Below are 15,366 nucleotides of genomic sequence, written 5' to 3' on the forward strand. Positions count from 1 at the left end.
TAAAAGTCTATCTGTGTCTATTATTTTTTCTGAAGATTGTAGCATGTTAGCCTGCTGGCCGAACGGCGGACGGCCCGCTCAGTCAACTAAAACCGGACTACGGAAAACGAATTACTGGGATCGAGACTACCTTGATGAACAACCTGATGTATAAAGAATTACGAAAGGATGTAAATATGTCCGAGTAAAAAAGCCGAATAAAGCCACTTTGACTACATAAATCAATTCTATCACCCAATCACTTAACTCCCTTTATACGTATGTCTCGCCTAATTTCCTTCCTTCTGCTCATTGTTGTTACCAGTAGTATGTTTGGTTGCCAGAATATACTCGTGGATCACCCCGATGGGCCCCGGGTTACTCCTGTTGCGTCGGGTTTAGTAGCGCCGTTAGGTCTGGAAGCAGATGCCAAAGGCCAGCTTTGGGTGACGGAAGCTGGCAGCGGCACCGCCAACGATGGACAACTGACACTCATCACGACCGACGGCACAAAATACCCCGTCGTAACAGGATTTACGTCGAGTGTGAGTCCGGAGGGAGCGGTGTTTGGACTCAATCACATCCTTCTTCAGGGAAACACCCTATGGCTCTTACACGGACCCGAAGGGCGGCTATATCAGTTCGACATTTCGACTTTTAAGCCGGGTGATGCACCGCTGCTGGCCAGCAATCTGGCGTACGAAGACATTGGCTCGTTTGTGAAAGCGTATGATTTTCAGGATGATACGGGCGAATCGGATGTATTCAATCTAACGGTCGGACCCGACGGAGACCTGTTTATTGTGGATGCGGGCGCCAACGCCATCATTCGCCGGAGTGCCAGCTCGAAACAGTTCAGCGTTTTTGCCACCATTCCTCCGATTATTCATCCGGGGAGCGATACGCTGGAAGCCGTACCGACGGGCATTGTGTTCGATGGGCAGAAATTCCTGGTTAGCAATTTTACGGGTTACCCCTTTCCCACCGGCCAGGCACCCATTTACCAGTATGACCTGCTGGGACATGAATCGACTTACCAGACGGGGCTGACGACACTGACGGATATTGAACTGGGCCCTGATCAGCAGCCGGTTGCCGTTCAGTATGGCATCTGGAACGGCCAGGGATTCGACGATAATTCGGGGTCAATCGTACGGTCGACGGCTCAGGGAAATACGACCTTAGTGAGTGGATTAAATTTCCCGAATTCAGTTAAGCGCAGTGGTCCGAACACGTATTACATTGCCCAGACCTTCGACGGGACCATTCAGAAAGTAACCCTGTAGCTTTATTGCTATAAACACAGAGCGTGCCGCACCGGCGGCACGCTCTGTGTTTAAATATCACCTTGAAAGATCGATTTCAGGTAAGCCGTGTTGGCCCCGAAGTTCTTTCTGACGTTGCGCGGGTCGCTGGCGTCGCGGGAGCGTTCGATGACCAGCCAGCCGCGCCAGCCCATATCGTCCAGGGTTTGCTTTACTTTTTTAAGATCGATGCGGGGGTTATTCTGAAGCCAGACGCCATCCTCGTCGGTGCAGTGAATCTGGCAGATGCGCTTTTTGCCCAGGATGCGCAACTCGTCGTGCAGGTCGCGCCCGGCTTTGAGCGGGTTAGAGAAGTTGAAATAACTCTGAATGTGTTTAGAGCCGATTTCATCCAGTAGCGCTACCTCGCCTTTGGCATCCAGCGAGGTTTCAATCCCAACCACGACGCCCGCTTGTTTCGCCATGGTACCCACCACCTTCAGCCGCTCGACAATGGCCGGACGAATCTCCGGGTTCTTCGCTAGATCGCCCTGGATGCCGAGCGGCAGAAAAGCAACCTTGACCTGCATGGCCTTCATCGTATCGAAACAATCCTGAATCATCCGCTGGTAAGTGGGGCGAGTGGCAAACGACTGAGCATAAAAACCCGTCATCGCCAGCGAACAAATCTGAAGGTTCAGTTCCTTCGCTTTGGCTAGAAACTGCTGCCGGATGTCGGGATTCGCCAGTTGATTGTCGAAGGTGTCGCGCTGACCCAGCCCGCCCATGTCTACTTCCAGCCCGTCGGCCCCGATTTCTTTGGTTAGTTGAAATGCCCCAAGCTTTTGCCGCTTCAGGATCATCAAATCCACCACGGCGATTTTGTAGGATTGCTTTTTGGCCGTCGACGCAACGGCCCATTCATCGGGTAGAAAAAAGCTGGCAGACAGCAAGGCACTGGACGTTAGGAATAGTCGGCGGGTAAGGGGCATGGTTAGTTTTGTGTAGCGCCGAAGCTCCGGCTTCGGTAGGAAAACGAACTGAACACGGCCTAAGCCAGCGTTTCGGCATTACAGCCAGCGGTTACTGCACGAGTTTTTCCAGATCCCCGAACTTGCGGATAGCGTTGGCGGGTAGTTTTTCGCCTTTCTCGCCAAAAACGTACATTGACGGGTACGGCTCGATCGTGCATCTGGATTCGTCGATAGCCCCGGCTTTGTCCTGCACTTTTTTCAGATCGAGCGCGAAGTGCTGAGCGAGGAAATCATACAGCGCCAGCCGTTTGCTTTTGCCGTAATCGTGACCTTCCTGCGGCAGATGTACATTTTTGACCGCGTCGGTCTTGCCGTAGAAACCGTAAATCCGTTGCAGAAACGGAAATTCGGTGTCGGGTACGTGCTGGGTCCAGTCTTTGCCGTCGGTGATGGCCAACTGTGGTCTGGGCGCAGCCATAGCGGCAATCTCCACGTTGTTGGTGCCGTTGCCGCACAGGTGCACGCCCATGCCACTTTCGCACGGACACCCGCCACTGTGGTACGACGACAGCATCACTACGGGTACACTGAGGGTAATCCGGTCATCCAACGCCGTCAGGAGCATGGTTTGGCTGCCCCCGCCCGAACCGCCACTGATGGCAACCCGCTTCGGATCGGCGTTCTTGATCGTCAGCAGCCAGTCCAGAATCCGCATGCCGTTGAGAATCTGAATCGTCTGAGCCAGGCTCCGGCGGTGATCTTCCGGTTTGAATTGCAACGCTGATTCACCCCAGGCAAACAGGTCGTAACTGAACGCCATGGCACCCATCCGAGCCTGCATGGCGCACCGGTACTGGCTATCGGCCCGGTAGCGGCCATCGCCAAAATGCCCGTCCGGATTCAGGATGACCGGCATCAGCGCTTTAGTCGTCAGGGGTTTGTAGAGCGAGCCGGTTACGTACAGGCCCGGCAGGGTTTCGATCGCCACGTTCTCTACCGAATAGCCGTCGTAGGTTCGCTTGTTTGTGATGATAGGCGCGCTGTTCGGTTTGGCAGGCAGGTGCGACAGCTTCAGCGCTTCCCGCATGCAGGCGCGTAGTTCGGCTTTGCGTTTTTCCCAACTGGCAACATCCTGATACAGGGTAGCCAGGTAGTCGAGTTGCTGTTTGCCTTCTTCCGGTGTTTTCAGATGGTACTGAAATGGCTGAAGCTTGTATTTCCGGTCGCCTTCTTTGGCGAAGGTAATGTCCTGCGATGACAGAATATTCGTCATCGTTTTTTCCACGTCGCTGGGGCGAAACCGCCAGTCGGCGAAAGTCACGTACTTATCGCGGACCAGGTCTTCGGGGTAACGGATTTTGACTGAATAACGCGTTTCGATTTCCCGGATAACGTCTTTCAGCGGCTTTTTGAACTGATCGTCGGAGGTCTGCGCGGAGGCTGTCGTGGCAAAACCCAGCAACAGGAACACCGCACCCAGCTTGCCAAACGTTTCGAGTTTACGCGGAGACCCACCGGGTAAATCGTTGTCGGTAGCCCCCGATTTCGAGGCATTGCGCCAGCCACTGTACAATAAGTTCTGGTCGAGTTGGGGCTTCGGGAAAAATAAGCTGGCCAGATAGCCAACACCAATCACGATCAGGTGGCTGTAAACGCCCAGCATCAGCTTGTGGTGGGTGAAGTTGTAAGCGCCGAGGTCGAGCAGGAGCTTTTTGTCGTTACCGTAACCGATCTGGGTAGAGGTCAGAAAGGCATAGGCCGTAAACAGCACACACACCACGATGGCAATGTTGACGCCCTGCCGGTTGGCCCGGGCGCTGAAAATGCCCAACAGGAAAATACCGACGATACCGCCCGAAAAGATGGCGTACAGGGTAAAGACAATTCCCAGAACCCCTTCATTCCCAGCCCGTAAGTAGATGGCACCGATACCGATGGCAATCAGGCCGGAAAGCACGACGATGGTTTTGCTGACGGTCAGGTACTCCCGGTCGGTGCGGGCGGGGCGGAACTTCTTATAAAAATCTTCCAGACCGACGGCCGCCAGGGAGTTCAGGTCGGCGCTGAGGCTACAGATGGCTGCCGAGATCATAGCCGCCAGAATAAACCCAACCACACCGGTCGGGAATCTGGTCATGATAAAATACGGAAAAATCGCATCCGGCCGCAGGTTGGGGGGCAGGGGTTGCTGTTTGTAATAGACGAACAGCGCCGTACCGATGAACATGAACAGCGCCCAGACCGGCACGGTCAGCGAAATCCCCAGAATCGACGCTTTGATGGCGGCTTTGTCAGTTTTGGCGGTCAGATACCGCTGCACGACGGTCTGGTCGGTGCCGTATTTCTGGATGGCGTAGAACATGCCGTTGATGACCATCACCACGAACGTCAGCTTCGTAAAGTCCAGATCGTACGGCCCAAAGCCCGTTCGGTTGTTGGCCGAGGCAACGCTGAAAATTTCGGGCAGCCCACCATTCACCGAAAAGACGATGACAACGACGCACAAGATTCCGCTGGCAAAGAGCATGAATCCCTGAAACACATCCAGCCAGATAACGGCTTCGATACCGCCGAGCAGATTGACCGTAATGATGATTAGGCCAACCACGACGATGATGTAAAACGTATCGGCTCCGGTCATGTTGGTCAGGGCCACGGACAGCAGAAAGAAGACCGTTCCCATAGACGAGAACTGCCGGAGAACGAAGGCGGTAGAACTGTAGTAGCGCGCCAACGAGCCGAACCGTTTTTCGAAATATTCGTAGGTGCTCAGGCCGATCACTTTCCGGTACAGCGGTACGATAAACCAGATGGTGCCGAGCAGCACGACCGGCACCATCAGCCCCTGTACCAGCAGAATCCAGTTCGACGAGTAGCCTTCACTGGGATAGCCCAGAAACGTCACGCTGCTGATCAGCGTAGCCAGCAGCGACATGCCGATCGCCCAGGCCGGCACCCGGCCCCGGGCTGCAAAGTACGTTTCGGTTGTGCGCTGGTTTTTGGCGTACCGCAAACCGAAGAATAGGTTGATAATCAAAACGGTACCGATTATCAGGTAATCGATGACGCTGAGGGTTGGGTTCGACATTCAGTTTAGGAATAAATAGGTGGTCATGCCGTAGCGCGGGTGGGAACCCGCAGTATCCGATTATCACTTGCGGGTTCCCACCCGCATTACGGCAATTAAAACGTCCACAAATCCGGGGGCCAGCGGTAGCTTCCGGGTTTTACGGTAATGTGCAATTCTCGTTTCCCGATGGCTACACTTCGCACGACGCCAGCACCCAGCTCCTGCACCGGAGCCAGCCGGGTAACTCCGATCGCCCGGAGTACGGCTGCTGCTGTCGAGCCGCCTTCGATGATCAGTTCATCCACCGACATCCGCTTGAGTACCTGACTGACGACGTTGCCCATCACGGTTCGTAGATGAACAGCCAGTCCGGGGGTGTAGACCGCCCGGTCGGAATCGATGGCGATGATCACCTGATTGTGCCGCTGAAAGCAACCCAGAATATCGGTTACCCAACGGGTCAGTTCAGGCGCTTCCGGGCTGCTGGCCTGCATCAGGTCGCCGGGCATGTAGTTGACCGCATGACCGGCTATCGCGGCTTTCTTTACCAGTTTGACGCTCTTTCCGAATGCCGTGCCGCACACATACAGCCGGTGTTCGCCCAGGTTCGTTGCCGGGTTGGCTGTCCGTTTGTCGCCGTAGATCGAATCCAGAAGGGCCGTAAAAAAACCAGCGCCACCACCCACTAAAGTCTGCTCGTCCAGGCGATCGATCCAGCTGTTGAAGTCGGCCTGTTTGCCAACTTCGCCAATGGTAATGCCCTGCGCCAGTAACGCGCTGGATGGCGGCTGCACCGTTACCGGAATGGTGTCGCCGGCGAACCGGTTTTGCACGTTCGAATCGGTGATCGGGAATTCCGGATCTTCCGAAAAATGGGTTTTGTGAATCAGCTCACCCTGCACGTAATAATGTCCATCGATCAGGATTCTACCCAGCGCCGGATTGGCAGGAACCAGCAGTGCTTTCTCCAGACCCAGCACGGCCAGCTGCGCTTTGGTTTCGGCAATGACGTGTCCGCGCAGGACCGAATCGATTTTTTTAAAAATTAACCGCGGGTTCATGGCCCGTAATGCCTGACTGACTTCGGTCATCTCGGCAACGGCTTCGGCTTCCGGAACCGATCGGGCGTCGGTCGCTACCACAATCAGATCGGCAGTTGCGTCGGGGTTGATGCCCATCGCCAGCTCCACGGCCAGCCCGTAGGTCAACCCAATGCCACCCAGTTCGGCAGCGCCCGTAAAATCGTCGGCAATAACGGCTATCATCGTTTTGGTATCCCTTCTGTTGCACCGGCGGACCGGTCGGGATGACAAAAATAATCATTACTCCGGTGGCTCGCTGGCATGGGTACGGTTGTGGTTAGCTTGTTGCCAGTTGCAGCTTTCGGTTTTTCGCCAGTTGTACCGCCGACTCGATGGCCAGCAGCATGGCATCGGGGCTGGCGACGCCTTTTCCGGCAATTTCAAACGCCGTTCCGTGATCCACCGACGTGCGGATGATCGGTAAGCCCATCGTGATGTTGACGCCTTTGACGCTGTCCATTTGCTGCTTGGCCGCGTTCCATTTGAAGCCCGTCAGCTTGAACGGAATATGGCCCTGATCGTGGTACATGGCTACGACCCCACCGTAGTAGCCCGTTGCCGCTTTGGAAAACAGCGTATCGGCGGGCACCGGTCCTTCGACGTTGAAGCCCCGGCGTCTGGCTTCTTCGACGGCGGGTAAAATCTCCTGATCGTCTTCGGTGCCGAACAGACCCGAGTCGCCCGCGTGGGGGTTCAGACCCGCCACGCCAATTTTCAGGTTCGTTTCGCCGAGTGAGATCAATCCGCTGTGGAGCAGTTCGATGACTTCCAGAATCCGGTCTTTTTTGACCAGATCGCAGGCTTGCCGGAGCGATACGTGCGTAGAAACGTGAATGACTTTCAACTGGTCTTCCACGAGCAGCATGCCGTATTTTTTCGTGTTTGTGTAGTGCGCGTAGATTTCGGTATGCCCCGCAAAATGATGCCCCGCTTCGTTGATCGATTTTTTGTTGATCGGCCCCGTTACGGTCGCATCGAGCTCGTCGGCCAGCGCCAGGTCGATCACGGTTTTCACCGACGTAAAAGCCGCTTCGCCCGCCATCGCCGAGATTTCGCCGAACTTCAGCTGGCTAAGGTCGACGTTAGCCAGATCGTACACATCGATGGTGCCCAACTGAAAAAGGGCGTTCCGGATGGATTGAATGGGGCGAATAACCGCGTTTAACTGGAGCCGGGTCGTGATGTCCCTAAAAACACCCGCGTCGCCAACGAGCACGGGGTTGCAGATGTTGTAAATAACCGGGTTCAGCAAGGCTTTTACGGCGATTTCGGGTCCGATGCTGGCCGGGTCGCCCATGGTTATGCCGATGATCGGTTTGTCGTCTTTATGCATAGTTGTGGCGCGGGCCGGGCCCGCTGATTAGGCGTTGGGAATGGCGGTTTACACGGCTGCTCTGCCGACCATCTGCGTTGGGGTTAGAGTTGGATTTCTTCTTTTCCGAGCAATTCGGCAAAGGCTGCTTTCAGCCCGGTTTCTTCCTGCGCGGAGAGCGGTTGTAGTGGGGGCATCACGCTGGTGCCGCACAGGTCGTATTCCTGCATCAGCACTTTCAGCGCCCACAACGACTCGCCCAGCGTCCGGCCCGACTGGTAGAGGTGCCCAAACACGTCGGACTGGTTCTGGCAGGCGTAGGCTTTCTCGTCATCGCCGTTCTGTACCGCTTTCATCATATCGCGGTAAATAGCCGGAAAGAGGTTTCCCGTGCTCGGAACCAGCCCATCGCTGCCGTGTAGCAGTGCCTCCGCCGACCGGGCCGCCCAACCCATGAAATGGCTGAAATCGGGCCGGTTCGCCCATAAATTCAGGGCTTCGTGCAGGCGTTCAGTGCTGCGCTCGGAGTCTTTGAGCCCCACAATCCGCGGGTGATAGCTCAGCTCATCGATGATGGGCAGCGGAATCGACATGCGGGTCGTGGCGAAGATGTTGTAGATGATCAGCGGTCCGTTCAACTGGTCGGCCAACTGCTCAAAATACCGCTTCATCTGGCTTTCCGACAGAGCATAATAGCTGGGAAGGGTAGCCGCTACCGCATCGACACCCATATCGAAGCAGGCATTGGCAAAATCGACGGACTCTTCCAGGCAGTTGCCCGAAATGCCCGCGTAAAGCATCGAATCGCCGGTTTTCAGGCGAGCGGCTTCTTTGACAAAAGCCTGTTTCACCGACATGGGCAACGACGTCGATTCGCCCGTTGTGCCCAGCACGAACGGCATGGCCTCACTGGCCTGAAGATGAAGGATGATCTTTTCGACAGCGGCTTTATCTAAGGTAAACCGTTCCGTCAGGGGCGTAACCAGCGGAACGACAACACCCTGGTATTTCTTTTTCATATTCATAGTATGAATTACTTGTCTAAGCGGTCATTGAGTAGTCATTCATTGTCATTCGCGTCATTCGTAGTCATTGTTCGTTCGTTGTTGTAAGGGCCTGTTTGTGAGCGTTTCCATCAATGACTGCCAAGGACAATAAGTGACTCTCTAATGGCCTATTCAATAAGCGGCTGTATAGATGGCAATGGCGTCGTCGAGCGTGATCTCCCGCGGGTTGTTTTTTAACAATCGGGTAACTTTCAGCGCGTCTTCGGCCATTTGTGGAATGACTTCCTTCGGAATATTCAGGTCCCGCAACCGGGCTGGAATGCCACAGTCGCGAATCAGTTCGTTTACTTTTTCTACCCCCCGCGCGGCTGTCTCGGCGAAGTCAGGTCCGGGTTCGCAGCCCAGCGCCACGGCTACCTGCGCGTACCGCTCTATCGACGCCGGAATGTTGAATTCCATCACGTACGGCAGCAGCAACGCATTGGAAAGCCCGTGCGCCAGATGAAACAGGCTACCCAGCGGATACGACAGCGCGTGCACCCCCGCCGTGTTGACGGGCCCCAGACAGAATCCACCCAGCAGACTCCCCATCGCCACCTGCGTCCGGGCTTCTTCGTCCGAACCATCCTGTACGGCCCGTACGATGTGACTGGCAATCAGGCGCATTCCTTCAAAGGCGTACATATCGATGAAGGGTTGAGCGAACTTGTTGGTGTAGGCTTCCAGGCAATGCGTGAGCGCATCGATACCCGTAGCGGCCGTAACGGACGGCGGTATGCTGAGCGTCAGCAGCGGATCGACGTACACGATATCCGGCACCAGAAACGGACTGATGATGCCTTTCTTCTGGTTGTCGGCGTCGTCGACCAGGATCGCGTTGGGCGAGGCTTCGCTTCCCGTTCCCGAGGTCGTCGGTACGCAGATGAGCCCCTTCCGACGACCGCTCAGGTTACCGATTCCGAGCATGTCCGGGAGAGTCTGCGGGTTTTCGAGCTGAGCCGCTACCAGTTTGGCCACGTCCAGCACACTACCCCCACCGATGCCTACGACCACGTCGGGGTTGAAAGGCGTAACGGTCTGCATCAGGGCTTCGAAGTCGCTGAACGAGGGTTCCTGAACGATGCGGGTATCAAGTTGAACCTGTACCGACTGGCGTTCCAGATTGTCAACGAGATCGTTCAGGGAGTCCAGCAGCGGACTGATCGTCAGCAGCAAAACACGCCGGGGCGATAGCCGCACGATCTCGTCGGCCAGTTTGCCAAGTGTGCCTTTGCCAAAGACCAGTTTGCCGGGAAAATGTATCGTTACGTTTTGTGTCATTTTTGTCGACTCGTTTGCCATCCTGATCTTGTCCAGATGACAGAAAATGGGTTCAGTCTTTCGTGATTTCTTTGGCTATGGGTGCGGTATAGCCCGCCAGTTGGGGCCAGATACCGTTTTCGATGGGTTTTAAGGTTAGCTTCTTTGGGTCGATCACCGCATGTTTGATCTTCTGCCGACGCCAGGTATAAATCACATGCACCAGCCCATCGGCGGTCTGGATGATGGACGGATACGAATACTGGCTAATGGGCGAATCTTCCAGAATCAAAGCTGCCGACCAGTTTTTGCCGTCCTTCGACACCGCCAGGTTTAGCGGGGTGCGTGGTCCTTTGGCCAGATTGCCCGGCGGCAGTACATGGTTATACACCAGCAGTTGTTGTCCGTCTTTCAGGGTCACGGCATCGGTGCCCGAATTGTTGTTGGGCAACGATGTCTTCGCTAACGGCGACCAGGTTTCGCCGTTGTCGGTCGACCAGGATTCTTCGAGCGCCCGGTCTTTGCTGCGGGCCAGAATCTGGAGCTTGCCGTTGCCGTACGTGAGTATGCTGGGCTGGATGGCGTTCAGGGTTCTACCGTCATTGATGGGCCCGATCTTTCGCCAGGTTTTCCCGAAATCCGGCGTTACCTCGAAATGCAGCTTCCAACCATCACCTTCCGTGCTCGACGGACAGAACAGATTGCCGTTGGCGAGTAACACCGGCTTGTTTTTGACCGGACCGATAAATCCGTCGGGCAAGGCTTTGGCCGCCGACCAGGTTCGCCCACCATCGGACGAGGTTTTGAGCCAGCCTTTCCATTTCGCCGGACTCGGTCCAATCTTGTAAAACAGCAGCAGGTCGCCTTTGGGAGCCTGGTACAGCACCGGATTCCAGCAGGCATATCGTAGCGTATCGTTGACGATGCCATTAGCGACGTTCTGCGGAGCCAGCCACTTGCCTTTTTCCTGCCGACTGACCCAGATGCACACGTCCGGATTGCGCTCTTTAGTACCGCCAAACCAGGCCGATACCAGTCCGGTTGGTGTCTCGGCAAGGGTAACCGCGTGGCTTTCGGGAAACGGCGGATTATCGACCACAAACTCATCTGCCAGCAAGCCCGACTGCCATTTCGCCAACTGAGCGGAAGCGGGGCCGGTCAGGCTGAGACTAAGCAGGACGATATGTAAGATTCTGTGTTTCATGTCTGTTTTATGTCTGGTCATTGAAGTAACGCTGGTGGTCGGCCTCGTTACTTCAATCCTCCTAATTCGTGCTCTGCTTCTTCTCCGCTGCTTTTTTGGCCTTGATGGCGGCTGTATAGGTGTTATACATTTCGCGCCAGTTGCGACCGTTGGCGTTGAGGTACTGCTCCGATTTGGTTTTGTAGATCTCGAAAATGGCCGAGATCTCTTTCATGCTTTTGTAATCGACCGCTTGTTCCCGTGCTTGCTCAAGAAACCCCTGAATCGTACTTTCTTCAGTGGGCGTAATGTTCGGAACGATGGCCCGGTAACCGTTCATCGTAAAGGCGACCTTGCCAATGGTGTATTTGTCCAGAATCGCATCGACCTGAGTTTTGTCGAGGTCTTTCTGCAGACCGGCCATCAGCGCCTGATGAACCGACGCAGGAATGGCCGAGTCGGCGATGAGTTGCCGGTCCAGCTCTGACAGCAGCTTGCCAGAGAGCGGATTGATACCCGCGGGAACCGTGCTGACCGGGTGCGCATTGTGCCAGTCGCGAACCGATTTCAGGTGTGTCGCCACTATGTCGGTCAGGCGCTTTACTTTATCGGCATCGGTCAGGTTCAGTGAGGATACCCACTCCGCAGCTTTTTTCTCCTGCTCCGCATCCGCGTTGGCCGTGGCGTCGGTAGCTGGTCTTGACGGCTGCTCCTGGCTGAAGGCTGGTGCAGTAGCCAGTAGCGCGGCTATGACCAGAAAAAGGGTTAGGTTTGTTTTCATGTTATTGAGCACTTGAGGTTCCTGAATGTATGCCTGCCGAATGAGTAATAGCCGGTTTGCTCAGTAAATCGTTGGCTTTTAGTGGATTATCGGTGCGAAATGGGTGGGCCGGTAAGCCTTCTTTGTTGAACAGATTGGGCTGTGCGGCTTCGTTCCAGGCAAAGCGAACTGCTACCGGATGCGGAACCGAAGCCGCCGAAACCAGCACGTGTTTGCCATCGATTCGGGCCTGAGCCGGTACGAAAACGCCATCCGCTCCCGCAATCGTGAAGTCATGAAGCGGTTGCCCGTCATGGCTGATCAAACTGCTGCCCATTTTCGTAAACGTCAGGGCGATGGTCTGTCCTTTTAGTTTCATTTTCTCGAAAACCGGTCCTTCCGCAACGATATCTTTTCCGTAGTCCGTCGCTAAGGCCAGCAGCGCTAACCGTCGGCCGATCTCCCATTTGAACGGCGGGTGAATATCCGACAGGTCGCTGGCCAGATCGGTGGTGACGATCATGCCCGTTCGGGGTAAGGCCAGAACCAGTTCCTGCGCTTCCCGGAATTCGGGCAGGGTTTCGCGTGTCAGCACGACTTTCCCTTTCGATTCGGAATACCTGAACGGTGCCAGGGAGACGTAATAGAACGGCAAACTTTGATCGGTCCACGCGTTGCGCCAGCTGGTAATCAGGGTTTTCATCTTGTGCGCATACGTGAGCGTTTCCTTCAGAAAACAGTTGGATTCGCCCTGGTACCACAGAAACCCCTTTACCGCAAACGGAACCAGTGGCCGAATCATAGGCTCGTAGAATTTCCCCGGCTCACCCTCGATTTTCTGAGTACCATAGTAGCCGTCCTGCCGGAAAGCGGCTTCCGAAATCCACGGTTCGATCCGGCTGCCGGGAACCGCCGACGAAATTACCCCGATCGGTACGTTCAGGTGTTTGAAGAGTTCTTTGGCAAAGAAATAGGCTGGTGCCGAAAACGACCGCAGGGCCGAATCCTGCGCCATGTTCCACCCGCGGTGCAGCGAATCGGGCTTACTCAGCTCTTTCCGGTTGACCAGAAAAACACGGATCTGCGGGTTGTCGGCGTAGTTCAGCTCCTCGACCGGATTGTGGCCGTCCACCGACTGAGTTGCCAGCGAAGGGCTCACCTTACTGTTTTTCCGCATGGTGTATTCCATGTTCGACTGACCCGAACACAGCCAGACTTCGCCCACCAGAATATTCTGCAGCCGGATTGTATTCGTTCCGGCAATGACCAGCTCCGACGGGGTCGCTGATACGCTGAGTGGTTTTAGGGTAACCCGCCACTGCCCCGATGCGTCGGCCGACGTGGTTTGCTGCTGATTCGAAAACTGTACCCTTACGGTCTCGCCCGCCGACGCTTTCCCCCAGATCACCACCGGCTTCCCCTGTTGCAGGACCATGTTATGCCCGAAAATACGGGGCAACACAATCTCCGCTTTCGCGTAGAGCGAGAGAAGAAGGGCAACGGCGATGAGGGTGTATCTGAGCATTGTGTGTTTTTCTTGTTGTGTCTTATCAGGATGACAAAAAATTATTCCGCTACTTTGGTTAGCGCACTCGTTTTGAATGACTTGATCACAAATACGGCTTCCGTAGCCTCCAGTTCACCGCCTTTGGGTAGATCGTAATTCTGGTCGGTGGGGGTGTCGGCGTCCGGGAATCGACGGACTCCGCCGGTACGGAAAACCACCCGTCGAAACGAAGCCACGGGCGCAAAAAATAACTTTGTCCCCTTCGGCTGGCCGTTGACGTAGGCGGTAAACATGCGCTTGTCACGGTCCAGCTCGATGCGTACGTCGTACTGCTTACCGGCTTCGTACTTCTGGATGTTCGAGTCGCGGTAACCGACTTTGGCTTTGAACAGGCTGTCGGCATCGAACATCAGGCGAACGGCCGCATTACCGTGTGCATCCTGAAATTCAATCTGTAAAGTGCCTTTATTCGCCTGCTGCGGCACCACCGTAAAGTCGACGACGAGCTTTTTCGAGTCGGGAATCACGCGCTCAGCTTTGGCGTAATCGAACGGGTCCTTGTCGCGCAACACCAGCGCCTTCGTGCCTCCTGCCGACTCAATTTTTGCCGTGGCAAAGAGCGGGCTGTAGAGGTTCCAGTATTTCAGTTCGTCGCCCGCCGGGAGCAGCGCAAAGACTTCGTTCGGATGGTTTTTTACTTCATCGGTAATCGGCACCGGAATGCTGGACACCCAGATGTCTTCTTTGTTCATGCTGTAGGTCACCCACAGGTTGCCGTCGGGTGGGGTGCCGTTACCTTCCTCGATCCCGCGCACGTACTGCGGGCCGTAGGACTTATACGCACCCCCGTACCGCATAGCCGTAATTTCGCCGTTGACCAGCAGCAGGTTGGTATAATTCAGCCCGTCTTTGCTGGTCGAAACGGCCAGCGGCCAGCGAAATTCCGACGGGTTATAGACCGTTGCGTACTGCCCGTCCGGAGTTTTTTGCCCCCAGATTTTGGCGTTGCTGTTCACAAAACCCGGTGCCCGGAGCGGATTGTACTGCCAGGTTTTGCCGCCGTCGTTGCTGATGGTCGTCAGGGCGTGTTTCCAGAGGCCGACGACCCGATTGTCGGGCAGGTGGTAGTAACTGAACGCTTTGATGTCTTTTTTGAGCGGAACCAGCGGGTCGTTCCGGTCGGCTTCTTCTACCCATTGCTGCATCATCAGCGGATTGGCCAGCAGCTCGTTACAGGCTTCGACGAACCCCTTGTCTTTTGAACTGGTGTAGAACGGGTACGCTGATTTTGTTTTGTCCCAGGACGAATTGTTTCGGATGAAATAGATCGGGCCAAATCTGCCGTCGGGGTAAATTTCGCGCACCGCCCGTCCGATGCCGTTGCCGTCGTTCGGATCGTCTTTCGGTCCCATCACGATGCCGTAGAAGGCCAGCGTCAGCAAGCGACCGCTTTTGGCGACGAAAAAGCCCATACGCTGGTGCATCACCGCATACAGGTCTTTGGCAACCTCCGGCCGACCGGTTTTTTTCCAGCCATCGGGCAGTTTGTAGGGCGGAAACAGTATCGTTGGCTTCGACCAGGAACGGCCATCTTTCGACGTAAGCAGCAGCGTCTGGCCCGGCGGTTCGTGTTCGCCGACCGGATTGCTGAGGTATTGGAGGTAGAACGTATTGTTCCAGTACGCCAGCATGGGCGCGTGGTTGTAGGTCCAGTTGGTGCCGCCAGCCAGCTCCGGATGCTCCCGGTTGGCCCGAAACACCTGAATATTATGCACCCCCACCGCCGGGCTCAGCTGCCCGTGGTGGTAATCGACATTAGCCAGCGTCTGACCCACGTAGCGAACGGTATCCTGTGCCTGGGTTTGAGCGAGGCAGAGCAGCAGACCGGTCAGCAAGCTCATTGCCCGGAAGCCAATCCGCTGCGGACTCTTTGTCATTCCGCGAATCGA

At 55.5% G+C, this 15,366-nt stretch carries 11 protein-coding genes; 1 reads left to right on the top strand and 10 read right to left on the bottom strand.

Annotated features, from left to right (window positions below; genetic code table 11):
* The first annotated feature begins 260 nt into the window (after positions 1-260).
* The gene (locus ACYVC2_RS09630) at positions 261-1,265 is read left to right on the top strand and encodes a ScyD/ScyE family protein (RefSeq protein ID WP_461102092.1); all 1,005 of its coding nucleotides are present in this window, start codon (positions 261-263) and stop codon (positions 1,263-1,265) included.
* Positions 1,266-1,315: 50 nt separating this feature from the next.
* On the opposite strand, the gene ACYVC2_RS09635 is transcribed toward ACYVC2_RS09630, so the two are convergent.
* From ACYVC2_RS09635 to ACYVC2_RS09680, 10 genes are all read right to left on the bottom strand, one after another.
* A complete protein-coding gene (locus tag ACYVC2_RS09635; RefSeq protein ID WP_461102093.1) occupies positions 1,316-2,215 on the bottom strand; it encodes a sugar phosphate isomerase/epimerase family protein in 900 nt (299 codons plus the stop codon).
* 91 nt (positions 2,216-2,306) lie between these two features.
* Complete coding sequence (locus ACYVC2_RS09640) at positions 2,307-5,285, bottom strand: sodium:solute symporter family transporter (protein ID WP_461102094.1); 2,979 nt, start codon at positions 5,283-5,285, stop codon at positions 2,307-2,309.
* Between the two features lie 95 nt (positions 5,286-5,380).
* On the bottom strand, positions 5,381-6,532 hold the full coding sequence (locus tag ACYVC2_RS09645) for a four-carbon acid sugar kinase family protein (RefSeq protein ID WP_461102095.1): 1,152 nt from the start codon (positions 6,530-6,532) through the stop codon (positions 5,381-5,383).
* A 94-nt stretch (positions 6,533-6,626) separates the two neighbouring features.
* The gene (gene pdxA / locus ACYVC2_RS09650) at positions 6,627-7,682 is read right to left on the bottom strand and encodes a 4-hydroxythreonine-4-phosphate dehydrogenase PdxA (RefSeq protein ID WP_461102096.1); all 1,056 of its coding nucleotides are present in this window, start codon (positions 7,680-7,682) and stop codon (positions 6,627-6,629) included.
* Positions 7,683-7,765: 83 nt separating this feature from the next.
* The gene (locus tag ACYVC2_RS09655) at positions 7,766-8,680 is read right to left on the bottom strand and encodes a dihydrodipicolinate synthase family protein (protein WP_461102097.1); all 915 of its coding nucleotides are present in this window, start codon (positions 8,678-8,680) and stop codon (positions 7,766-7,768) included.
* A gap of 159 nt (positions 8,681-8,839) precedes the next feature.
* Complete coding sequence (locus ACYVC2_RS09660) at positions 8,840-9,988, bottom strand: iron-containing alcohol dehydrogenase (RefSeq protein WP_461102098.1); 1,149 nt, start codon at positions 9,986-9,988, stop codon at positions 8,840-8,842.
* Between the two features lie 52 nt (positions 9,989-10,040).
* Positions 10,041-11,171, bottom strand: a complete 1,131-nt coding sequence (locus ACYVC2_RS09665) for a sialidase family protein (protein WP_461102099.1) — start codon at positions 11,169-11,171, stop codon at positions 10,041-10,043.
* 61 nt (positions 11,172-11,232) lie between these two features.
* A complete protein-coding gene (locus tag ACYVC2_RS09670) occupies positions 11,233-11,931 on the bottom strand; it encodes a DUF3826 domain-containing protein (protein WP_461102100.1) in 699 nt (232 codons plus the stop codon).
* Between the two features lies 1 nt (position 11,932).
* Positions 11,933-13,435 carry a sialate O-acetylesterase gene (locus ACYVC2_RS09675; protein ID WP_461102101.1) on the bottom strand — a complete coding sequence of 501 codons (1,503 nt, stop codon included), beginning with the start codon at positions 13,433-13,435 and terminating at the stop codon, positions 11,933-11,935.
* Between the two features lie 41 nt (positions 13,436-13,476).
* On the bottom strand, positions 13,477-15,354 hold the full coding sequence (locus tag ACYVC2_RS09680; RefSeq protein WP_461102102.1) for an exo-alpha-sialidase: 1,878 nt from the start codon (positions 15,352-15,354) through the stop codon (positions 13,477-13,479).
* Positions 15,355-15,366: the final 12 nt, after the last annotated feature.

The organism is Spirosoma koreense (assembly GCF_054777875.1).